19 protein-coding genes are annotated in these 20,796 nt (G+C 68.6%); 12 read left to right on the forward strand and 7 right to left on the reverse strand.

Annotated elements, in window-relative coordinates; translation table 11 throughout:
• Positions 1–45 precede the first annotated feature (45 nt).
• From OHA18_RS38795 to OHA18_RS38805, 3 genes are all read left to right on the forward strand, one after another.
• A complete protein-coding gene (locus tag OHA18_RS38795; protein ID WP_329000378.1) occupies positions 46–2,625 on the forward strand; it encodes a LuxR C-terminal-related transcriptional regulator in 2,580 nt (859 codons plus the stop codon).
• Between the two features lie 132 nt (positions 2,626–2,757).
• Entirely contained in the window at positions 2,758–2,919 is a 162-nt protein-coding gene (locus OHA18_RS38800; RefSeq protein ID WP_329000379.1) for a hypothetical protein, read from the forward strand.
• On the forward strand, positions 2,916–3,503 hold the full coding sequence (locus OHA18_RS38805; RefSeq protein ID WP_329000380.1) for a DUF4386 domain-containing protein: 588 nt from the start codon (positions 2,916–2,918) through the stop codon (positions 3,501–3,503). The genes OHA18_RS38800 and OHA18_RS38805 overlap by 4 nt, the downstream gene beginning before the upstream one ends.
• 128 nt (positions 3,504–3,631) lie before the next feature.
• On the opposite strand, the gene OHA18_RS38810 is transcribed toward OHA18_RS38805, so the two are convergent.
• Positions 3,632–4,090, reverse strand: a complete 459-nt coding sequence (locus tag OHA18_RS38810; protein WP_329000381.1) for a nuclear transport factor 2 family protein — start codon at positions 4,088–4,090, stop codon at positions 3,632–3,634.
• Between the two features lie 54 nt (positions 4,091–4,144).
• Between OHA18_RS38810 and OHA18_RS38815 the strand changes: the two genes are divergently transcribed.
• Positions 4,145–4,651, forward strand: a complete 507-nt coding sequence (locus OHA18_RS38815) for a winged helix-turn-helix transcriptional regulator (RefSeq protein ID WP_329000382.1) — start codon at positions 4,145–4,147, stop codon at positions 4,649–4,651.
• On the opposite strand, the gene OHA18_RS38820 is transcribed toward OHA18_RS38815, so the two are convergent.
• The 3 genes from OHA18_RS38820 to OHA18_RS38830 all read right to left on the reverse strand — a co-directional run bounded on the left by OHA18_RS38820 (position 4,628) and on the right by OHA18_RS38830 (position 6,798).
• The gene (locus OHA18_RS38820) at positions 4,628–5,032 is read right to left on the reverse strand and encodes a hypothetical protein (RefSeq protein WP_329000383.1); all 405 of its coding nucleotides are present in this window, start codon (positions 5,030–5,032) and stop codon (positions 4,628–4,630) included. The genes OHA18_RS38815 and OHA18_RS38820 overlap by 24 nt on opposite strands.
• Positions 5,033–5,051: 19 nt before the next feature.
• Entirely contained in the window at positions 5,052–5,408 is a 357-nt protein-coding gene (locus OHA18_RS38825) for a VOC family protein (protein ID WP_329000384.1), read from the reverse strand.
• Between the two features lie 193 nt (positions 5,409–5,601).
• Positions 5,602–6,798 carry an ROK family transcriptional regulator gene (locus OHA18_RS38830; RefSeq protein ID WP_329000385.1) on the reverse strand — a complete coding sequence of 399 codons (1,197 nt, stop codon included), beginning with the start codon at positions 6,796–6,798 and terminating at the stop codon, positions 5,602–5,604.
• Positions 6,799–6,916: 118 nt separating this feature from the next.
• Here OHA18_RS38830 and OHA18_RS38835 point away from each other — a divergent pair, with 118 nt between their 5' ends.
• The 6 genes from OHA18_RS38835 to OHA18_RS38860 are packed head-to-tail and all read left to right on the forward strand — an operon-like array spanning position 6,917 to position 13,554.
• Positions 6,917–7,852, forward strand: coding sequence for an ROK family protein (locus OHA18_RS38835; RefSeq protein WP_329000386.1), 936 nt, complete (start codon positions 6,917–6,919; stop codon positions 7,850–7,852).
• A gap of 31 nt (positions 7,853–7,883) precedes the next feature.
• Positions 7,884–9,599: an ABC transporter substrate-binding protein gene (locus tag OHA18_RS38840; RefSeq protein ID WP_329000387.1), complete on the forward strand. Its 1,716-nt coding sequence runs from the start codon at positions 7,884–7,886 to the stop codon at positions 9,597–9,599.
• A 31-nt stretch (positions 9,600–9,630) separates the two neighbouring features.
• Positions 9,631–10,629: an ABC transporter permease gene (locus tag OHA18_RS38845; protein WP_329000388.1), complete on the forward strand. Its 999-nt coding sequence runs from the start codon at positions 9,631–9,633 to the stop codon at positions 10,627–10,629.
• A 3-nt stretch (positions 10,630–10,632) separates the two neighbouring features.
• Positions 10,633–11,565 (forward strand): ABC transporter permease, encoded by a 933-nt coding sequence (locus tag OHA18_RS38850; RefSeq protein WP_329000389.1) that lies wholly within the window; start codon positions 10,633–10,635, stop codon positions 11,563–11,565.
• Positions 11,546–12,523, forward strand: coding sequence for an ABC transporter ATP-binding protein (locus OHA18_RS38855; protein ID WP_329000390.1), 978 nt, complete (start codon positions 11,546–11,548; stop codon positions 12,521–12,523). The genes OHA18_RS38850 and OHA18_RS38855 overlap by 20 nt, the downstream gene beginning before the upstream one ends.
• Positions 12,520–13,554 carry an ABC transporter ATP-binding protein gene (locus OHA18_RS38860; protein WP_329000391.1) on the forward strand — a complete coding sequence of 345 codons (1,035 nt, stop codon included), beginning with the start codon at positions 12,520–12,522 and terminating at the stop codon, positions 13,552–13,554. The genes OHA18_RS38855 and OHA18_RS38860 overlap by 4 nt, the downstream gene beginning before the upstream one ends.
• A gap of 3 nt (positions 13,555–13,557) precedes the next feature.
• Here OHA18_RS38860 and OHA18_RS38865 read toward each other — a convergent pair whose 3' ends face one another.
• Together OHA18_RS38865 and OHA18_RS38870 are read right to left on the reverse strand one after the other, a co-directional pair.
• Positions 13,558–14,331: an SDR family oxidoreductase gene (locus tag OHA18_RS38865; RefSeq protein WP_329000392.1), complete on the reverse strand. Its 774-nt coding sequence runs from the start codon at positions 14,329–14,331 to the stop codon at positions 13,558–13,560.
• A gap of 41 nt (positions 14,332–14,372) precedes the next feature.
• Positions 14,373–17,969 (reverse strand): GH116 family glycosyl hydrolase, encoded by a 3,597-nt coding sequence (locus OHA18_RS38870; protein ID WP_329000393.1) that lies wholly within the window; start codon positions 17,967–17,969, stop codon positions 14,373–14,375.
• A 136-nt stretch (positions 17,970–18,105) separates the two neighbouring features.
• Between OHA18_RS38870 and OHA18_RS38875 the strand changes: the two genes are divergently transcribed.
• Positions 18,106–19,488, forward strand: coding sequence for an MFS transporter (locus OHA18_RS38875; RefSeq protein ID WP_329000394.1), 1,383 nt, complete (start codon positions 18,106–18,108; stop codon positions 19,486–19,488).
• On the forward strand, positions 19,476–20,162 hold the full coding sequence (locus OHA18_RS38880) for a helix-turn-helix domain-containing protein (protein WP_329000395.1): 687 nt from the start codon (positions 19,476–19,478) through the stop codon (positions 20,160–20,162). The genes OHA18_RS38875 and OHA18_RS38880 overlap by 13 nt, the downstream gene beginning before the upstream one ends.
• Here OHA18_RS38880 and OHA18_RS38885 read toward each other — a convergent pair.
• Positions 20,098–20,769 carry a class I SAM-dependent methyltransferase gene (locus tag OHA18_RS38885; RefSeq protein ID WP_329000396.1) on the reverse strand — a complete coding sequence of 224 codons (672 nt, stop codon included), beginning with the start codon at positions 20,767–20,769 and terminating at the stop codon, positions 20,098–20,100. The two genes, OHA18_RS38880 and OHA18_RS38885, sit on opposite strands and share 65 nt — an antisense overlap.
• Positions 20,770–20,796 lie beyond the last annotated feature (27 nt).

Consider the following 20,796-nt stretch of genomic DNA (forward strand, 5'->3'; position numbering starts at 1 on the left):
CATGGGCTTAGTCTCGTCCTGACGACGTCATTCCGGAGGGGCGTGATGACCGGACCGCTTGTCGAGACGAAGCTGTATCGTCCGCGCAGCAGGCCGGGTCTGGTGCACCGGCCGCGGCTCGACGATCGCCTGCTGCGCAAGGACGGCACGGGGCTCACACTGGTGTCCGCCCCGGCCGGCTTCGGCAAGACGACGCTGGTTTCGGCTTGGGCGTCCGACGACGCGGCCTGGGTCTCGTTGGAGGCGAGCGACCAGGACCCCATCACTTTCTGGACGTACGTTCTGACCGCGCTGGACCGCGCGGCACCTGGCATCGGCGAAGGTGCACTGGCTGTGCTGCAGTCCGGTCCTGTGTCGATCGAGACGATCCTCGCCGGCGTGCTCAACGAACTCAGTGTTCTGCCCGGAGAGGTCGATCTCGTCCTCGACGACTATCACCTCGCCGACTGCCTGGAGATCAGCCATGGCATGACCTATCTGCTCGACCATCTCCCGCCCCAACTGCAGCTGCTGATCAGCACCCGGGCCGACCCCGCTCTCCCGCTGGCGCGCCTGCGTACCCGCGGCCAGCTCGTCGAAGTACGCGCCGCCGATCTTCGCTTCACGATCCAAGAGACGAGCAGCTACTTCACCGGCCTGGGGCTCGACGCCACAGCGATCGCGACGCTCGAGGAACGCACCGAAGGCTGGATCGCCGCTCTTGGACTGGCCGCGCTGTCGCTGCGCGGTCGAAGCGACACGGCCGGGTTCATCAACGACTTCGCGGGCGACGACCGGTACGTCGTCGACTACCTCGTCGACGAAGTCCTCGATCGTCAACCGGAGCAGGTACGCCGGTTCCTGCTCGAGACCAGCGTGGTCGATCGGTTGACCGGCCCGCTCTGCGACGCCGTGACCGGCCAGCCCGGTGGTACGGCGATGCTCGAATCGCTCGAGCGCCAGAACCTGTTCGTCGTACCGCTGGACGACCGTCGGCAGTGGTACCGCTACCACCACCTCTTCGCCGACGTACTGCGGGCGCGCCTGCTCGCCGAGCGCGGTGACCTCGCGGAGCTGCACCGGCGCGCCGCCCAGTGGTACGACGACGCGGGCGACACCGTCGCAGCCGTCCATCACGCGGTCGCAGCCGGAGACGTCGACCACGCCGCGGACCTGGTGGAACTGGCAGTTCCCGCTCTCCGGCGCCAACGGCAGGAGGCCACGATCCGGCGCTGGCTCGACGACATACCGGACGAGGTCGTACGGCGCCGGCCGGTGCTCGCGATCGGTTTCGTCGGGGCGATGATGGCGAGCAACGAATTCCCGGGGGTCGAGCAGCGGCTCGACGACATCGAACGTCAACTGGCCGGGCCCGCCGACGACTTCGTGGTCGTGGATCGCGAGGAGCTCGCCCGCCTGCCGAGCGGGATTGCGACGTATCGGGCCGCACTCGCTCTCATCGCCGGCAATCCGGCCGGCACGATCGAGCACGCCGCGGTCGCGATCCGGCGCGCCTTCCCCGGCGACGACCTCACCGTCTCCGCTGCGTCCGCGCTGTCAGCACTTGCCTCCTGGGCCGGTGGGGATCTCGAGTCCGCGCACCGCGGGTACTCCGCGGCCGCGGCCGGTCTGGAGCGAGCCGGGCACATCTCCGATGTCCTCGGCTGCTCGGTCACCTTGGCCGATCTCGAGATCACCCTGGGCCGGCTGCGGCACGCCCAGGCGACGCTGGAACGAGCACTCGATGTCGGCCACGGCGTGCGTGGAACCTCCGACATGTACGTCGGTCTGAGCCGCCTCGCCTGCGAGCGGAACGACCTCGACGCGGCCACCGACTACCTGCGCCGCGCCGAGGATCTGGGCGTGGCGTCCGACCTCCCGCAGAACCCGTACCGCTGGCGGCTCGCGATGGCCCGGATCCGCGAGGCCGAAGGCGATCTCGACGGCGCTCTCGCTCTGCTGGACGCGGCGATCAAGGTGTACGTCGGCGACTTCTCACCGAATGTGCGTCCACTGACCGCAGTACGGGCGCGGCTGCTGATCGCGCGCGGAGAACTGTCCGCGGCGCAGGAGTGGGCCGGCACCGTGCCCGAAGACGAGTCCTATCTCGACGAGTACGAGCACGTGACACTGGCCCGGCTCCTGATGGCTCAGCGCGCGGACGCCGTACCGCTCCTCGACAGGCTCCAGGCCGCTGCAGAGGCGGGCGGCCGGACCGGCAGCCTCATCGAGATCCTCGTGCTTCAGGCCATCGCCGGCCGCGATCCGGCTGCGCTGGAACGTGCGCTGACGCTGGCCGAACCCGAAGGATACGTGCGCGTCTTCATCGCCGAAGGCGCGCCGATGCTCATGATGCTGCAGCGACATCGGCCGCCGTCGGCGTACCTGCGAAGACTCCTCGACACGACCCAGCGGCCGGCGCGCGTCACCACTCCGCAGGCCCTTCTGGATCCGCTCAGTGATCGCGAGCTCGACGTACTCCGGTTGCTCACGAGCGAACTCGACGGTCCTTCCATCGCACGGGAACTCGTGGTGTCGCTCAACACCGTGCGTACACACACGAAACACATCTACACCAAGCTCGACGTCAACAACCGGCGCGCGGCGGTCCGGCGAGCCCACCAGCTCGGTCTCCTGACCCGCTGAAGATCACCACATGATGTGATGCGCGGTCACCAGGCCGGCTCCTAACTTGCGGCTATGAACCACGAATCAGCCTGGTACGAAATCCGCCTCCAAGGGCGACTCGATCCCCGGTGGGCCGCGTGGTTCGACGGAATGACGCTGCGCACCCACGCCGACGGCACCACCGTCATCCACGGCGAAGTGCCCGACCAGGCGGCCCTGCACGGATTACTGCATCGACTCCGCGACCTCGGTCTGCCACTTCTCTCGGTCGACCGCATCGAATCCAGCGATTCTCCAAGGAGACAGTCATGACCATCACCGCACCTGCCCCGAGCACCACCACCGGCTCCACCGATCCGGACCGCGGCCACATCCGCGCCGCCGGGATCTTCTACCTGGTGACCTTCGCCGCCTCGCTCCCCGCACTGTTCCTGATCGGGCCGGTCCTGAACGATCACAACTACATCCTCGGCGCCGGGCAGGACACCCGCGTGCTGTGGGGCTGTCTCCTCGACTTCGTCAACGCCCTGGCCGGCATCGGCAGCGCCGTCGCCTTGTTCCCGGTGATGAAGCGGTACAAGGAGTCGCTGGCTCTCGGCTTCGTCACCTCCCGGACGCTGGAGGCGGCCGTGATCATGATCGGTGTCGTCAGCCTCGTCGCCGTCGTGACACTGCGCCAGGATCTCGCCGGCTCCGCCGATCCCAACGCACTCGCCGTCGTCGGCCGCGCTCTCGTCGAGGTCCGCGACTGGACCTTCCTCTTCGGCCCCGGCACGATGCCCGCGATCAGCGCCATCCTGCTCGGCACCCTGATGTACCGCTCCCGCCGGGTACCGCGCTTCATCCCGGCCATGGGCCTCGTCGGCGCCCCCTGCTGCTCACCGCGAACATCCTGACCGTCCTCGGACACAACACCCAGCTGTCCGCCTGGTCTGCCGCCGCCACCGTTCCGGTAGCCCTGTGGGAGCTGTCGATCGGCATCTACATGACGGTCAAGGGCCTCAAGCCCGCCGTCAACCGGTGATCAGCCGGTGATCGGTGCCGCGTGCGCCTCGGCGTACCCGGCCGCGGCCAACCGGTCGAGCGTCTTCTCCAGTACGGCGGTGTCCTCGAGCGTCCGCACCTCGGTGATCTTGCCCCACCGGATCCGCAAGAACTGATGCACCACGTTCTCGTACGCCGAACCGTCCACGACGCCCACGTGGACGGTGACGGCCGTGGCGACCCTGGTGTTCCACGGCCAGCCGTTCACCAGCACGTCCTGCACCTCGAAGCGGGTGTTCGGCAGCAGCCGGAAGCACCGCTCCCACCAGCTCCGCAGCGCGTCGTGAGTATGGCGCTCGCCGCCCAGCGCGTGGTCCCCGTAGAACCGGTAGGTGAACGAGGGCGCCATCCCCGCCACCATCGCCTCCCAGTTGCCCGCGCTGATCTGCGCGAACGCGTTCCGCACCTGCCGAGCCACGATCCGGTGGTAAATGCCCATGTGCCCACCCTAGGGCGAGTGAGTTCAATGACGCAACTGACTACACTCGGGGCCATGCGGAACACCAGCTTCGCCTCGATGCACTGCTCGCTCGCCCAGTCCCTGGAGCTGATCGGGGACTGGTGGACACCTCTGGTACTGCGTGACCTGTACCTGGGCCTGAACCGTTTCGACCAGTTCGTCACGGACCTCGGAATCTCCCGCAACCTGCTGACCGATCGGCTGACCACCCTCGTCGACGGCGGCCTGGTACGACGGACGCCGTACCAGCAGAACCCGGTCCGCTACAGCTACGAGCTGACCGAGGCCGGGAAGGAGCTGGTGCCGATCCTGATGGCCCTGACCGCGTGGGGTGATCGCTGGGCGACTCCCCCGGCCGGCCAGCCGATCCGGTTCACCCACACCACGTGCGGCCGGCAGACGACCCCGACGGTCTGCTGCTCGGAGTGCGGCGAAACGTTGGCGATGGACACTGTCGCACCGTCCCCTGGTCCGGGAGGCCGGACCGCTCCCGGTACGGCGCTGATCGCGAGCGTCCTAGGACTCGAGCCGAAGGCGTAGCAGCTCGGCGAGCGGCAGCGACTCGCCGTCGCGGGCCCCCTGACCGACGACGAGCGGCGGCTCGGACGGGAGGACGCGGACGCCCGCGACGCGTGCCTTCAGACTGGCCGGGACGCCGAGGATGTAGAAGTTGCCGTCGGCATCCACGCCGAGCGAGCGGTTGCGGCGCAGGTACCACCCGGTGAGGCCGGTCCGGTAGCTGACGTTCGACCCGACGACCTGCGCACGTAACGGCTCCGGCTCGACGCCACGCTCTTTCAGCGTCGCGATGAAGTCGGTCAGGAGCTCACGGGCCTTGGCGGTCTCCGAAGCCTTCCGCCGCTCCAGCGCCGCCGCGTGCTCGACCGCCGCCTGTCGCCGTTCCTCACGCCAGCTCGTCACGCACCAACACTAGGCGACCTCAGTCGACGCAGAGGCAGAACGGGTGGCCCGCAGGGTCCAGGAAGACGCGGAACGACGTACCGGGCTGGTGTTCGGGCTTCGTCGCGCCCAGCGCCAGCACCTCGGGCTCGGCCTCGTCGAGATCCCGGACCATGACGTCGAGGTGCATCTGCTGCGGCACGTCCTGACTCGGCCAGGACGGCGCCTTGAAGTCCGCCACCTGCTGGAACGAGATGCAGGCGCTCCCGTCCTCCGGCCTGATGTCGGCCCAGCCGTCGCGGGTCTCCACCTTCCAGCCGAGCACCTCGCCGTAGAACTGGGCCAGCCGCGCGGCGTCCGGGCAATCCAGCACAAGACTCGGATACATAGCGATCATGGCTCGAACCCTACTGACCATTCCGGACGATCCGCCGCCGGAACTCGAACCAATGGTGGAGAAATCCATCGCTGGGTTCAGCCCGCAAGATCAACAGCTGCGCCGATGAGGACGGCCACAGGCAGCCCGTCGCCGCGCGGTCAGCGATCCGAGCGAGATCTCAACCCCGGAGATCAACCCAGAGTTGGAGAAATCAGCCCTGCCCACCGACCCGGCCGACGAGAGTCTGCCACGAGCGGTCCAGACCTGCGGCCAGGCAACCGGCCACCACGGATTCGCGGCCGAGAACGCTCGCCTTCACGTCCGGCATCACCGGAGCGAGCCTGTGGAGCTGCTGGGACACCGCCTCGAGGAAGCCAGGAGCCTGTCCGATACCGCCGCCCAGTACGACCAGATCGGGATCCACCACGGTGATCACCGTGCACACCGCCTTGGCCACAAGCAGTGCTTCCTCGGTCACAACCGCGATCGCGACAGCGTCACCGCGGGCGGCAGCCGCGAACACCTTCTCGGCGGTCGACGCGCCCCGGATGCCGGCCCGCCGCGCCGCGCGGACGACGGCCGCCGCCGACGCCGACGCATCGAACCCCCCACGTTTACGGGCATCCCGCGGATCGCTACCGCTGCCCTCGGTGAACGGCAGGTACCCGATCTCCCCCGCCACACCGTGCGATCCGTGCCGGAGCTTCCCGTCGAGGACCAGGCCCATCCCGATCCCCGTGCCGACCGACACGAAAGCGAAACTGTCGACGTTCCGGCCGTGTCCGTGCACCCGCTCGGCGATCGCGGCCGCGTCGATGTCGTTCTCGATCATCAGCGACGAGCCGAACCGGTCCCGCAATGCCGTCAGCGTCGCCGGTGAGTCCCACCCGGACAGGCGCCCGGTGAGCGTCAACGCATCGAGCCGCGGGTCGTAGACACCGGGACTGCCGAGCACGGTCTGGGTCAGTTGCGTGACGTCGATCCCCGAGTCCGTCGCCAGGGTCGCGGCCAGGTCCGCCAGCTCCTGGATGCGCGCCATCGCGTCGCCCGCCTTGGTCCGCACGCTCAACCGCGCGCGGACGTTCCCCGCGAGATCCGAGATGGCTCCACGCAGGTACTCCCGCCCGACGTCGAGCCCGAGCACGTACCCCGCCTCCGGCCGCACCTCGTACAGCCTGGCCGCCGGTCCGGGTACCCCGGTGCGCTGACCGGTCACGTGCACCAGACCGGACCGCTCCAGCGAGCTCAGGGCCGCGGACACGGTCGGCTTCGACAATCCGGCCAGACCGGCGAGCTCCGTCCGTGAGATCGGTCCGGATCGCCGGATGTGATCGAGCAACACCTTTTCGTTGATCTCGCGGATCAACTGCGGACGTGCCGCGGATGCGCCTGGCGCAACAACCGTCACGTCGACCCCCTCGCTGCTAACAACTCGGCCACCAACTCGGAGTTAAGCCTTGTGGTCCGTTGGTTGTTAAGTTAGTTTCCTATCGATTCTATTGGTCATCACGAGGAGGTGCCACCCCGTGATTTCTACGCCGGTCGTCCTCGGACTCGACTTCGGCGGGACGAAGATCGCCCTGGCGGTCGGAGACCTGTCCGGCCGTCGGCTGGGGACGCGGACCATCGACAGCCGCGCCGAGTCCGGTGGCGCTGCCGAGGCGATGGCGCGCGGCCTGGCCGCGGCCCACGAGCTGCTCGCCGAGGTCGCTCCTGGTCAGGAGCTGGCCGGCGTCGGCGCGGCCACGCTCGGCATCCCGTACGACGACCGCGTCGAGCTGGCGCCCACCTTTCCGGGCTGGGACAGCCTCCCGTTCGGGCGGCTGGTGCGGGGCGGGTTCCCCGGCGTGCCGGTGCGGCTGGCCACCGATGTGAAGGCGGCCGCGGCAGCCGAGCTCCGCTGGGGGGCGCTCGCCGGCTGCGACCCGGGGCTGTATGTCAATCTCGGCACCGGTCTGGCGATCGCGATCGTTGCCGGCGGCACCGTCATCACCGGCGCGCACGGCGCGTCCGGTGAGATCGGCTACAACCTGCGCACGGCCGGCGACGTGTACGTCGACGCGGACGAGCGCACGATCCTGGAACACGTCGTCAGCGGTCAGGCGCTCGAGACCACCGGGTCCGCCCGGCTCGGGCGACCGGTCACGGCCGCCGACGTCTTCACGCTGGCGCGGACCCAGCCGGACGCTGCCGTCCTCACCGACGAGTTCGTCCGGGAGCTGGCGATGCACCTCGCCAACCTCGCCATCGCCGTCGATCCGGTCCGGATCGTCGTCGGCGGCGGACTGGTTCGTTCCTGGGACCAGATCGAAGCCGGTCTGCGTCGCGCCCTCGACGCAGCCGTCCCGTTCCCACCGGAGTTGTCGGTGGCCCGTTTTCCTTCGGACGCACCGCTGATCGGGGCGCTCGCCCTTGGCGTCGAGGCAGCAGGAGTCGTCCTCGGCGCGGAAGCATTCGCATGAGCAGGATTTCCAGTAGCGAAAGGCAGAGACGATGAGGGGCATCACACGCATCGCGGTCGCCGCGATAGCGGTCGGCGCGCTGACCGCGGGATGCGGCGGCGGCGACAAGCCGATCGGAAGCGGGGCATCGTCCGGCAACCCGTCGTCCTCGACGAGCAGCGGCGGCAGCACCGGGCAGTACAAGAAGGGCGGCACGGTCACCATCGCCAACGTCGGCGGACAGACCTGGCCGTGTCAGTTCAACCCGTTCAACCCCTCCGTCAACGGGGTCGCGGGCGGGTTCGTCTACGAGCCGCTGACGTTCGTCAACGTGCTGAAGGCCGGCGCCACCACGCCGATGCTGGCGACCGACTTCGCCTGGTCGCCGAAGAAGGACTCGATCGTCTTCACCATCCGCGACGGCGTGAAGTGGAGCGACGGGCAGCCGTTCAGCGCCGACGATGTGGTCTACACGTTCAACCTGATGAAGCAGCAGCCTGCACTCGACATCTACGCGCTGTGGACCGGTGCCGGGCTGACCAGTGTCACCGCGGCCGGCAACAAGGTCACGCTGAAGTTCAAGGGCGCGGCCGAGCCGTACTTCTTCAACTTCGCCAACCAGGTCAACATCGTGCCGAAGCACATCTGGTCGACCGGCGAGGCGGCCTCCAAGCCGGCCACCTGGGCGGACCCGAAGCCGGTCGGCACCGGGCCGTACACGGTCGAGTCCTGCACCAGCAACAACATCTCCTACGCCGCCAACGGCAGCTACTGGCAGCCGGGAAAGCCGTACATCCAGAAGGTCCAGTACCCGGCGTACCTGGACAACAACCCGGCCAACCTCGACCTCGCCAGCGGCAAGGCGCAGTGGGGCGGTCAGTACATCCCGAACATCGACAACTTCTACAAGTCGAAGTCGCCGGAGAACAACTACTGGTTCCCGCCGACGGCGAACGTGGCCCTGGTGCCGAACAACGACCCGTCCCGCCCGGCGACCAGCAAGCTGGCGGTCCGGCAGGCGCTCGCGTACGCGCTCGACCGGGAGCAGATCTCGAAGATCGGTGAGAGCGGCTACCAGCCGGCCGCGAACCAGACCGGCGTCGTCACCCCGACCTTCGACAAGTACTTCGACAAGGACGCGCTGGCCGCGGCCGGGTACGACAAGCCGAACCTGGACAAGGCGAAGCAGCTCCTGCAGAGCGCCGGGTACTCGGAGTCGAGCCCGCTCAAGCTGGACGTCATCACGGTCACCGGCTACACCGACTGGGACGCGTCGCTCGCGGTCATCAAGCAGCAGCTCGCCAAGGTCGGCGTCGAGCTGAGCATCCAGGACCTGCAGCAGCAGTCGTACAACCAGAAGCTCTACACCGGTGCCTACGACCTCGCCTACTCCAGCCTGTCGGGCGGCCCCACGCCGTACTACGAGCTGCGGCAGCTGCTGTACTCGAAGAACACCGCGCCGATCGGCAAGCAGGCCAACAGCAACTACTCGCGGTACAGCAACCCCGAGGTGGACAAGCTGTTCGACCAGTACGCCAGCGCGGATCCCGACACCCAGGTCAAGCTGGTCAAGCAGATCTCGTCCTACATGATCAAGGACGTGCCGCTGATCCCGACGACCGAGTCGGTCGACTGGTACCAGTACAACACCAAGGACATCGAGGGCTGGCCGACGCAGGACAACCCCTACGCCCAGCCGGCGCCGTACAACATCCCCGACGCCGGACAGGTGCTGGCCAACCTGTACTCGAAGGCGGCCCAGAAGTAACGTCGAGCGTGAGCACGAGGAGCTACTTGCGGTGAGGTACCTGCTAAGACGTCTGGGGTTCTTCGTGCTCACGCTCTGGGCCGCGATGACCCTGAACTTCTTCATCCCACGGCTGATGCCCGGCAGTCCCGAGGAGGCACTGCGGGAGCGGCTGAGCAAGGGCGGCTCGGTCGTCACGGCGGACCAGTTGCGGACCGTCCTGGCCGAGTTCGGCTTCGAGCCGGACAAGAACATCGTGCTGCAGTACATCGAGTACCTGAAGGCGATGGTCACCGGGCACTGGGGCGTGTCGATCGGCAGCAGCCTCGGCGTCCCGGTGACCACGCTGATCAGCGACGCACTGCCGTGGACGCTGGGCCTGGTCGGGATCGCGACAGTCCTGGCGTTCGCCATCGGCACGCTGATCGGCACGGTCGCCGGCTGGCGGCGGGGCGGGCTGATCGACGGGATCCTGCCGCCGGTCTTCATCGTCACGTCGGCGCTGCCGTACTTCTGGGTCGCGCTGCTGTTCATCTCGCTGTTCGCGATCGGCGACCATCCGATCCTGCCGAACGACTTCAACTACGACCAAGGACTGACGCCGGGCTTCAACGGCGAGTTCATCCTCAGTGTCCTCAAGCACGGCATCCTGCCGGCCGGGACGATCCTGATCACCGCGGTCGGCGGCTGGATCCTGACCATGCGCAACAACATGGTCACCACGCTGGCCGAGGACTACGTCCGGATGGCGCGGGCCAAGGGCATCCCGGGCCGCCGGATCATGTTCGGGTACGCCGGCCGGAACGCGTTCCTGCCCAACCTGTCCGGATTCGCGATGTCGCTCGGCTTCGTCATCTCCGGCACGATCCTGGTGGAGTACGTGTTCAACTACCCCGGCCTCGGCTACATGTTCTACAACGCCACCGTGAGCACCGACTATCCGTTGCTGCAGGCACTCTTCCTGCTGGTCACGCTGGCGGTGCTGATCTGTGTCCTGCTCTGCGACTTCGCGGTGTTCCTCCTCGACCCACGAGCCCGGACGAAGGGATAGCAGATGAGCGCAATAGTCACCGGCGCTGCGGCGCCCGCCACGACTGCTACCCGTCGCCCCAGGGGTGGGCTGTTGCGGGCGATCCTGCACAACCGCAAGGCCATGGTCGGCGCGGGCCTGCTGGTCCTGTTCATCCTGCTCGCCGCGTTCCCGCATCTGTTCGTGCCCTGGCTGCACGGCGACCCGCGGGCGATCGGCGACCTGCCGCTGGCGCACCCGTCCGGCAAGCACTGGCTGGGTACGACGGGTCTCGGTCAGGACGTGTACGCCGAACTGATCTACAGCACCCGCGAGTCACTCGTGATCGCGGTGGTCGCCGGTGCCGGCGCCACCATCCTGTCCGTCCTGATCGGGGTCTCGGCCGCCTACCTCGGCGGGTTCGCCGACGACAGCCTGTCGATGCTCACGGACATCTTCCTGGTGCTCCCGACGTTCCCGCTGATCATCGTGCTGGCGACGTACGCCGGTAAGGGCAACCTGACCGTGATCATCATCGTGCTGATCCTGACCGGGTGGTCGTACGGCGCCCGGCAGATGCGGGCGCAGGCGTTGTCGCTGCGAAACCGGGACTTCCTCGAGTCGGCCCGGGTCCGGGGCGAGCGGTCGTCGTACATCATCGTGGTCGAGGTGCTGCCGACGATGACCTCGCTGATCGTCGCGAACTTCCTCGGCGCCGCGCTGTACTCCGTGCTCACCGCCGCCGGCCTGCAGTTCCTCGGCCTCGGTGATCCCAACTCGCTGAGCTGGGGCACGATGCTCTACTGGGCCCAGAACCAGGGCGCCCTGGTCAACGGCCTGCCCGCCTGGGCGCTGTCGCCGGGTCTGGCGGTCGCGCTGCTCGGTGTTTCCTTTGCCCTGCTCAACTATGCGTTCGACGAGATCAGCAATCCCGCGCTGCGGCCGGTTCGGAGGCGACGTGCCCGATCAGCTTCTTGAGGTCCGTGATCTCACGGTCTCCTACGACACCGGTGAACACCCGGTCGTCGCGGTCGACCATGTGGATCTCGACGTACAGGCCGGTGAGTTCGTCGGCGTCGTCGGCGAGTCGGGCTGCGGAAAGTCGACGCTGCTGTTCGCGATCGCGCAGCTGCTGAGCTCGCCGGCCGCGATCACCGGCGGCAGCGTGAAGTTCCTCGGGCAGAACCTGGTCACGATGAACGAGAAGAAGCTTGCCTCGCTGCGCTGGCGTGACTTCTCCGTGGTGATGCAGAGCGCGATGAACGCGCTGAACCCGGTGAAGAGCATCGGCGCCCAGTTCCACGACACGATCATGGCCCACGACGAGGTGGTCGACGACAACCGTCCGGCCGAGGTACTGCGGCTGGTCGGCATCGACCCGATCCACCTGCGGAGCTACCCGCACCAGCTCAGCGGCGGGATGCGGCAGCGGGCGATGATCGCGATGGCGCTGCTGTTCACGCCGGATCTGATCATCATGGACGAGCCGACGTCAGCGCTCGACGTGGTCGCGCAGCGGTCGCTGATGGTGCAGATCAAGGAGTTGCAGCGCAAGCTCGGCTTCGCGGTCATCTTCGTCACCCACGACATGTCGCTGGTCAGTCACTTCTCCGACAAGCTCGTGGTGATGTACGCCGGGCAGGTGGTCGAGTTCGGCGCGACCCGCGCGGTGTTCGACCATCCGGAGCATCCCTACAGCGAGGGTCTGCTCGACGCGTTCCCGTCGATCCGCGGGCCGAAGGTGCCGCTGACCGGTATCCCCGGCAGCCCGCCCAACCTGGCCTCTCCGCCGCCGGGCTGCCGGTTCCAGCCGCGCTGCCCGAAGGCGTTCGAGGACTGCCCGAAGATCGAACCGGAGCTCTACCAGGTCGGCGCCGTCCAGTCCCGCTGCCTGCTGCACGCACCATCCATCGAGTCGGTCAAGGAGGTCTCATGACATCGCTGGATGTTGAAGCCGGGGTGACCGAATCGGCTGCGGCGCCGGTGATCGAGGCCAGGGACCTGAGCCGGCATTTCCGGGTCGGGCGAGGGTTCTTCTCGAAGCAGCAGCTGCATGCCGTCGACAACGTGAGCTTCTCGATCGGCCGGCAGGAGATCGTGGCGCTGGCCGGCGAGAGCGGCAGCGGGAAGAGCACGATCGCGCGGTTGCTCGCGGGCGTGTACAAGCCGACCGGCGGTGAGATCCTCTACCAGGGCCGGGCGATGTCGACGTTCAAGTCCCGCAAGGATCAGCTGGCCTACCGCGGCGATGTCCCGATGGTCTTCCAGGACCCGTTCAGCTCGTTGAATCCGGCGTTCCGGGTCTCACACGGCGTACTGCGGAGCTTGAAGTTGCACCGGCCGGAGCTCAGCCGGCAGCAGCGGCAGGACGAGGCCGCGCAGGTGATCGAGGCGGTCGGGCTGACTCCGGCCGGCGACATCATGGACCGGTACCCGTACGAGCTGAGTGGTGGCCAACGGCAACGAATCGGGTTCGCGCAGGCGCTCGCGCACAAGCCGAAGCTGATCCTGGCCGACGAGCCGGTGTCGATGCTGGACGTGTCGATCCGGATCGGCCTGCTGAACCTGATGGCCGAACTGCGCAGCTCGGCCGGGGTGTCGTTCCTCTACATCACCCACGACATCGCCAGCGCCCGGTACGTCGCCGACCGGCTGATGATCATGTACGCCGGTCACATCGTCGAGTCCGGTCCGGCCGAGTCGGTTCTGTCCAACCCGAAACACCCGTACACGGACCTGCTGCTCGGAGCGGTGCCGGATCCACGCGCACCGTTGAGCGTCGGCATCGAAGGCGACACCGGCGAACCGCCGAAGGTCATCGACCCGACGCCTGGGTGCCGCTTCCGCTGGCGGTGCCCGCTGGCCATCGACCGGTGCCACGAGGAGACACCGGTCCTCCGCCAACTCGGTGAGAACCACGAGGCAGCCTGTCACGTGGCCGAGCCCGACGCGGGGTTCGCCGCCTGACGCTCAGATCGTCGGGGTCATTCCCCCGTCGATGACGATGTCGGCGCCGGTGAGGTTGCCGGCGCGGTCGCTGGCCAGGAAGACGACCACGTCAGCGACCTCCTCCGGCCGGGTGAAGCGGCCGCTGACGGCGCCCTTCGCGGCCTCGGCGGCCACGTCGCCCGGCGCGGCGCCGACCGCACCGCCGACGGTTTCGGCGACGCCACCCTTGCCCAACCAGAGGTCGGTCGCCACCGGACCAGGGCTGACGGTGTTGACCCGGACACCGTGCGGTCCGAGTTCCTTCGACAGCGACTTGAAGAAGCTGAGACACGCGGCCTTCGCGGCGCTGTAGTCGATCACCAGCGGGTCGGGAAAGGTCGCGTTGACCGAACAGATCGTCACGATCACGCCGGATCGCTCGATCAGCGTCGGCGTCGCGGCACGTGTCGTCCGCACGGCCGACATCAGATCCAGGTTGAGGGTCGCGAGCCAGTCGTCGTCGGTGACCGAGGTGAACCCGTCCGGACGCGGACGCACACTGCCGACGTTGTTCACCAGGATGTCGAACCCGCCGGCCCTCGCCAGCGCCTCGTCGACGAGCCGGCCCGGACCGTCCGCCGTACCGAGATCGACGGCGATCGACTCGACCGGCAGGGACTCGAGCTCACCAGTGACAGTCCGGGATCCTGCGACCACCTTCACACCTTCGTCGAGCAGAGCGCGCGTCACCGCCAGCCCGATCCCCCGACCGGCGCCCGTGACGACTGCCGTCTTCCCACCCAGATGCAGATCCATCTGCAGTACCCCCTCCAGAGTCCCGACTCACGGTACTCCGGTCAGCAGTGGAGCTCGATCTCCAGTGGATGATCCGGGTTGATCGTCGTGGATCGGGTCAGCGTGACCGTCGCTCGGTTGCCGGTGGCAACTACTCGCGCCGGGACGCGGTTGCGGCCGAGCCGGACCTCGACCTGGCGGGCCGGCTTGATGGTCTCGAAGGACAGGGTCGTCAGGGCGAGGCGGCCGTAGCGGACCTCGACCGACGCGGTCAGGTTGCCCGGGGTACGGCGCTGGCCGTACAGGCCCCACCCTTCGGCGGCGGTGAAGGCGCAGCGGAAGTCCTCCGGGTGGATGCGTGGCGCGAAGCCGAGGTGTCCCTTCGGGCCGTGGTACTCGTAGCCGCAGGCCGCCAGGTAGACGCCGAAGCCCATCATGGCGCGGGCGTAGTGGTCGCTGGCCTCGATCTCGTTGTAGGGGTTGCGTTTCGTCGCCGAGTAGCGGTCGTACATGGCGCGGGTGACGGCGAGCCCCTCCTCGGTCAGGCCTTCGGAGAAGAGGTGTGCGGCGAACTGGTACTCCTGGCCGGTCCACACCTCGTTGAAGTACATCAGCCCGCGGGTCTCGTCCGAGCCGCCGTGCGGCCAGGTCGCCATGACGACGCCGCTCTCGCCGTCGGTCGTGTACACGCGGCCGGCCCCGATCCCCGGTGGACGGTACGTGCCGGGGTCCTTGCGGAAGTTGGACTTGTACAGCTTCGTCAACGCCGTCCGCGCCTGCTCCTGCGGGAACACCCGAGGCAGTCCGAGCTGAGCGGCGTACGTCTGCCCGTACATCTGGTCGATGAACAGTCCACGGTTGCTGTTCTCGGCGGTCGGATGCGCCGGGTCGACCTTCTGCATGTAGTACCCGTACTCGTCGTTCCACAGCTGCGACGAGAGGTACGCCGCGCCGCGGTCCGCGATCGTCGCGTACCGCTGCGCATTGGCCGTGTCGCCGACGTCGCCCGCCATCGCGGCAGCTGCTCGCAGCGCAGCGACGTACAGGCCGCTGATCCACGGCACCTCGCCGAACCATTCGGTGTCGAGCGTGTTCCACTGGCTGCCCCGGAAGATCCCGTCCTCGTCCGCTCCGTCCCGGTGCGTGACCAGGAACTCGACTGCCGTCCGCACTCGCGGCCAGACGCGGCGGAGGAACGACGTGTCCTTGCTCATCTGGTGCTCGCGGTAGATCCGCAGGATCGTCCCGGTCTGCCCGTCCGCGAACGAGGTCGACGCGTCACCGGCCTCGCCGCGGTTGCCGATCTCGCCGGTCGGCCGGAACGCGATCCCGAGATCGACGCGCTCGCGGGTGTCTCGCTCCAGTTCGGGGAACAGCCGGCCGATCGCCTGCGCGTAGTTCCAGACGTGCTCGCAGGTGCCGGCGCAGCAGTACGTTCCCTCCCAGGCGTAGAAGCGGCCGTCGTCCCAGCGGTAGCACGTGCTCGTCGCGATCGTGGACGCCGTGGCGAGGGTGCGCTCGAGGAACCAGTGCGGAAGCGACGAGTCGTCGTACCAGGTCTTCACCCAGGTCTTGGTGTTGCGTTCGAGCCGGTCGACGTTCTTCGCGAGGTACTCGACGACGTCGCGCGCGGAGGTGAAGCGCGTGGCGTAGTGGCGGCGGAACGTCGAGGCTCCGACGAGCTCCGCGAACAGGTCGCGCTCCGGATTCGGGAAGAACCAGCCGTACGCGAAGCGGATCGTCCGTGACTCCCCTGGCGCCAGCGTGACGTTGACGGCGACGGTCCCGGCCTGCGGTCCGTCGCCGTCGGCCGGAGCTGCTCCTGAATCAAAGAGTTTGCCGATTGTCGACCAGTCCGCGATCGATGGCCGGGTGACCGCGTCGGGAGTCAGCGCGGCCAGCGCGAACGTGCCGCCGTCCGGGCGCTCGGCCACCGGCTGCCGGCGGATCGGGCGGTCGCTGAAGATGATCCGGTCCACGTTCACGTGGCCCCAGCCGCCGGTGTTGTTGTCGACAATCTGAAGGTGCGCCTGTCGTCCGGCGTACTTTCCGACATCCATCGACACCGCGGTCAGCGGCTCGATGTCGGTCCCCGCCGTACTCGCCACCACCTCGCCGTCGACCACGACGTTCAAACACGTCTCGCCCTGGTGGTGCCCGCCACCGACCCAGGCCGTGACGAAACGGCGCTCGATGACGAAGTCGCGGCTGGTCAGCGAACCGGTGTACCCGTCGGGATCGCCGGCCGCGCGGAAGTTGTACGACGTGACGAACCGCCCGCTCACGTTGAGCTCGGTCCGCAACCCGAACGGCCGCCGGAACCCGTCCGGCGTCTCGGCCGCGGTCACCGGTCCGGCGCCGAACGCATCCCCGGTCACCGTCCAACCGTCGTACGTCGTCCTGTCCCAGGTCTCGAACAGGATGTCGGGCCGGTCCGTGAACACGATCGCATCGCAACTGATGTGCCCCCAGGCGCCGGTGTGCGCGTCGACGATCTCGATCCGCGCGATCCGGCCCTGGTACGCGCCGACGTCCAGCATCTGCGCGACCAGCGGTTCGCTCTCGTCACCGGTCGCCGACGCCACAACGTTGCCGTCGACAACAACATTGACGCACGTCTCCCCCGGGTGCCGCCCGCCGCTCACGCCGACGGCGACGTACCGCCGCTCGATGGTGAAGTCCCGGCTGGTCAGCTTCCCGGTGGCCGCGTCGTTGCCGGCGGTGTACGACGTGACGAAGCGGGTCCCGGACACGTTCAGATCCCCGAACCGCTTCATCAGGTCCGGTACGTCGAGCTGCCGCACCGGGCCGGGGCCGAACGCTTCACCGTCGACCGTCCAGCCGTCGTACGTGTCCTTCTCCCAGTCCTCGAAGAGGATGTCGCCCTGCTCGGCGCCCGGGTCGTCGATCGCCCCGAACTGGACGCCGCCCCCGAAGGCGCGCGCCTGGAGCGTCGTGGGCTGGCGGCGGCGACTGTCGATGCAGACCGGGTTCTCGGCGTACCCGAGGAGGGTCGCGCGGACCGTGGACTTCGAGGTGTTCCGCAGCGTGAAGGACATGATTGTTGCCGGTAGCGTCGAGTCCAGCGTGGCCAGCGGGACGAACGGCGAGAACGCCTCCAACCGCACGTCGACCGGGCTGTCGGCGTCGTCGTACGAGACTCGGCCGATCGGGTACGAACCGGTGAATCGGACGTCCTCGAAGCCGGCCGCGTCGACCGTCCGGGTCGTCGTCCGGCCGCGGGTGGTCGTCCGCAGCGCGAAACCCTGCCCGAACTGCGATGCGCCGGGCTGATCGGCCGAGAGCGGGAATGCATAGTTGTGTCCAGAGAAGTCCGCACCACCGAGCGGGAACGAGGACGGATTGAAGATGTCCCAGGCCCAGAGCCGCCCGTCACCGGCGAGGTACACCTGTCCCGTCGTACCGCCGCCGACCGGCATCCCGATCCTCGGCAGCGCGGCGCCGGTGTACGAGGTGGGTTTGCCGCGGCCGAACAGCAGACCGGTGTCGGCCCGCGGCGGAGCGGCCAGAGCCTGACCGGGAACCGCCAGTGCACCGACCGCGCCGGCTCCGAGCGCGATGAAGGTACGGCGGCTCAGGTGCGCCCGGGGACAATCACCGGCGCAGGAACGATTCGCACAACCGGGAGGCACGTTCATTCGGTTCTCCTTGACGGGGCGGCGGGGGGAGAAATCGATTTCCCGACACCGTAATCAGCGCCTGCGCGGACGTCAACGGGTCCCGCCCCGTGGATATTGTTCGACCTACGTCAAACAATGCCCTAGGCTTTGTCTCGTGCCCGTCGAACACCGCCGCTCCGTTGTTGCCCTTGCCTTGATCGCCTCGTTCATGGTGTTCGTCGACAGCACGATCGTGAATGTCACCCTGGCCCAGCTCGCCACCCATCTGAACGCGTCCCGGGCCGAGCTCGAGTGGTCGCTCAACGCCTACACGCTGTCGTTCGCCGCCTTGATGCTCGGCGCCGGCGCGATCGCGGACACGCTCGGCGCGAAGCGGGCGTTCCTGACCGGGCTCGTGGTGTTCACCGCGTCGTCCGCGGTTTGCGCGATGGCCGGCTCGATGCTGATGCTGAACCTCGCCCGGCTCGTACAGGGCGCGGGGTCGGCGCTGCTGCTGCCCAGCGCGCTCGTCCTCGCGACCGCATCCGCGACCGACGAGCACACCCGCCACCGCCTCGTCAGCTGGTGGGCCGCGGCCGGTGGCGCCGGCATGGCGGCCGGCCCGCTCATCGGCGGCGGCCTGGTCGCCCTCGCGAACTGGCGAGCCGTCTTCGCCGTCAACGTGGTGATCGGCATCCCGGCCGCGATCTGGGCCTTGCGTTCGATGCCGTCCGTCGTACGCCGGGCTCGACGGCTCGATCTGGCGGGGATGGGGATGGCAACCGCGTTCATCGGCGGGTTGGTGTTCGCGCTGATCGAGGCACCCACGCGCGGCTGGCTCGATCCCGCAGTACTCGGTGCGGCCGCGCTGACGATCGCCGGTCTGATCGCGTTCGTCTGGGTGGAGCGTTCCGTTCGCGCGCCCCTGCTACCGCCCAAGCTGTACGCCGATCGCGGTTTCGCGGCGGCCGCAGCGCAGGGCACGCTGCTGAATTTCGCCTTCTACGGCGTGCTGTTCACGATGAGCCTTCTGCTCCAGCAGGGCCGTGGCCTCAGCCCGCTGGTCACCGGCCTGCTGTTCCTGCCGCTGACCGGCCTGATCTCGATCGCGAACCTCTGCTCGGCGCCACTCGCCCGCCGCCTCGGCCGGCCCGCCGTCCTCGCGATCGGCCAGGCCGTGCTCACCCTCGCTCTCCTCGGCCTCGCCTGGGCCAGTACGTCGACCGCCGTCTGGCCGATGGTGCTCGCCCTCGTCCCGATCGGCTTCAGCTCCGGGCTGCTCGTCCCGACCATGACCGCACAGTCGATCGCCGCCGTCGAACCCGACCTGCACGGCGCCGCCTCGGCCGCGTTCAATACCTCCCGCCAGATCGGCGGTGCGATCGGGGTCGCCACGTTCGGCCCGCTGCTCGGTACGGCGCACAATCTCAGCAGCGGTTTCGTCAGCTGCACGATCGTGGCCGCCGCCGCGAGCATCGCCGGTCTGTGCGTCAGCGCGGTCGGCGCCGTCGGCCGACGTACTCCGGTCCCCGTACCCTCGGCCGCATGCGATTCCTGATCCGCGACGGGTTCGCCTGTTACCAGGGGCCCGCGGCCGGCGGCTCTAGGCACCGGCACGCCGCGTTCCAGATCGCGATCGGCGCGGACGTCGCGATGGTCGACGACGCCGCCGTACAGCATCGCGGCCCGGCCCTCGTCGTACCACCGATGACCTGGCACCGGCTGCTCCCGTCCGCCGACCTCCGCACCTACTTCGTCGACCCCCAATGCGCGTTCGCCGACCGCCTCCGCGGGTACGGCGGGATCACCGTGGTTGATGCGCTCGCCGACCTGCGCGATGAGGATCTCGGTCCGGCGGCGGCCCAGGCGTCGGACGGATTCGATCCACGGCTCGTCGACGCGATGGAACTGACTCTGTCCGAGTGGCAGCTGTCGATGCCCGAGCACGCCGCGCGGGTCGGGATCTCGCCGCAACGCCTGCGCTCGGTCGCCCGTGAGACCCTCGGGATGCCGCTCTCGCGGTGGCGGATCTGGACGCGGCTGCGCCGGGCCGCCGAGGGGCTCGCCGAGGGGCTCGCCGAGGGGCAGTCACTCGCCGACGCCGCCGTGACGGCCGGTTTCGCCGATCAGGCCCACCTGACCCGGTGGATGCGCGAGATGATCGGGCTCACGCCGACGGAGGTCCTCCCAGCGCTCCGCGCCGCGCCGTCAGCACCGAGATCGACCCGGTGACCGTCGGCACGACCTCGACCTCGCGGACGTCGAGGAACCCGGCCTCGGCGATCAGCGTCGGCAGGATCCCGTCCGCGTTCGGCTGGGTGTCCTGAAAGCCGTCGGCCAGCTGCACGATCCGGAACGCCAGCCGCATCGCCCGCGTACGCTGCAGTCCGTAATCCGCGATGACGAGCCGCCCGCCGGGCCGCAGGACGTCGTACATCGCGGCGAGAATCGCGCGTTTCACCGGCAGCGGGCATTGATGCAGCACAAGGGTCGACACCGCGACATCCGCGATCTCTGAGCCGACGACCTCCCCCAGTTCGTCGCCCATCCCGGCCCGCCACTCGACCGCCACCGGTCCGGCCTTGCGCTTCGCCGTCGCCAGGACGGCGGGATCCGGGTCGACGCCGATCACCCACGCCTCGGGCTCGGCCTGGCGCAGCAGGAGGGCGAGGGTTCCGGTGCCGCAGCCGACGTCGACCAGCAGGTCGCCAGGGCCCGGGGCAGCCTCGCGGACGACCAGGCCGCGCCACAGCCGCTCGCGGACCAGGGCGGCGACAATGTCGTAGTACCTGGTCGGGAGGAAGCGGCCCAGGGCCGGTGTGAAGGTTCTCTCGCTCATGCAGGTAGCTTTCCTGGGGCAGTGGCG

This window comes from Kribbella sp. NBC_00709, assembly GCF_036226565.1.
Classification (GTDB): domain Bacteria; phylum Actinomycetota; class Actinomycetes; order Propionibacteriales; family Kribbellaceae; genus Kribbella.

Excerpts from the sequence above, each read along its gene's own strand:
- OHA18_RS38810 (WP_329000381.1), bottom strand. The coding sequence starts at position 4,090 with ATGGGCATTTACCACCGGATCGTGGCTCGGCAGGTGCGGAACGCGTTC.
- OHA18_RS38815 (WP_329000382.1), top strand. The coding sequence starts at position 4,145 with ATGCGGAACACCAGCTTCGCCTCGATGCACTGCTCGCTCGCCCAGTCC.
- OHA18_RS38825 (WP_329000384.1), bottom strand. The coding sequence starts at position 5,408 with ATGATCGCTATGTATCCGAGTCTTGTGCTGGATTGCCCGGACGCCGCG.
- OHA18_RS38880 (WP_329000395.1), top strand. The coding sequence starts at position 19,476 with ATGCGATTCCTGATCCGCGACGGGTTCGCCTGTTACCAGGGGCCCGCG.
- OHA18_RS38865 (WP_329000392.1), bottom strand. The coding sequence starts at position 14,331 with ATGGATCTGCATCTGGGTGGGAAGACGGCAGTCGTCACGGGCGCCGGT.
- OHA18_RS38860 (WP_329000391.1), top strand. The coding sequence starts at position 12,520 with ATGACATCGCTGGATGTTGAAGCCGGGGTGACCGAATCGGCTGCGGCG.
- OHA18_RS38805 (WP_329000380.1), top strand. The coding sequence starts at position 2,916 with ATGACCATCACCGCACCTGCCCCGAGCACCACCACCGGCTCCACCGAT.
- OHA18_RS38850 (WP_329000389.1), top strand. The coding sequence starts at position 10,633 with ATGAGCGCAATAGTCACCGGCGCTGCGGCGCCCGCCACGACTGCTACC.
- OHA18_RS38885 (WP_329000396.1), bottom strand. The coding sequence starts at position 20,769 with ATGAGCGAGAGAACCTTCACACCGGCCCTGGGCCGCTTCCTCCCGACC.
- OHA18_RS38795 (WP_329000378.1), top strand. The coding sequence starts at position 46 with ATGACCGGACCGCTTGTCGAGACGAAGCTGTATCGTCCGCGCAGCAGG.
- OHA18_RS38840 (WP_329000387.1), top strand. The coding sequence starts at position 7,884 with ATGAGGGGCATCACACGCATCGCGGTCGCCGCGATAGCGGTCGGCGCG.
- OHA18_RS38800 (WP_329000379.1), top strand. The coding sequence starts at position 2,758 with ATGACGCTGCGCACCCACGCCGACGGCACCACCGTCATCCACGGCGAA.
- OHA18_RS38870 (WP_329000393.1), bottom strand. The coding sequence starts at position 17,969 with ATGAACGTGCCTCCCGGTTGTGCGAATCGTTCCTGCGCCGGTGATTGT.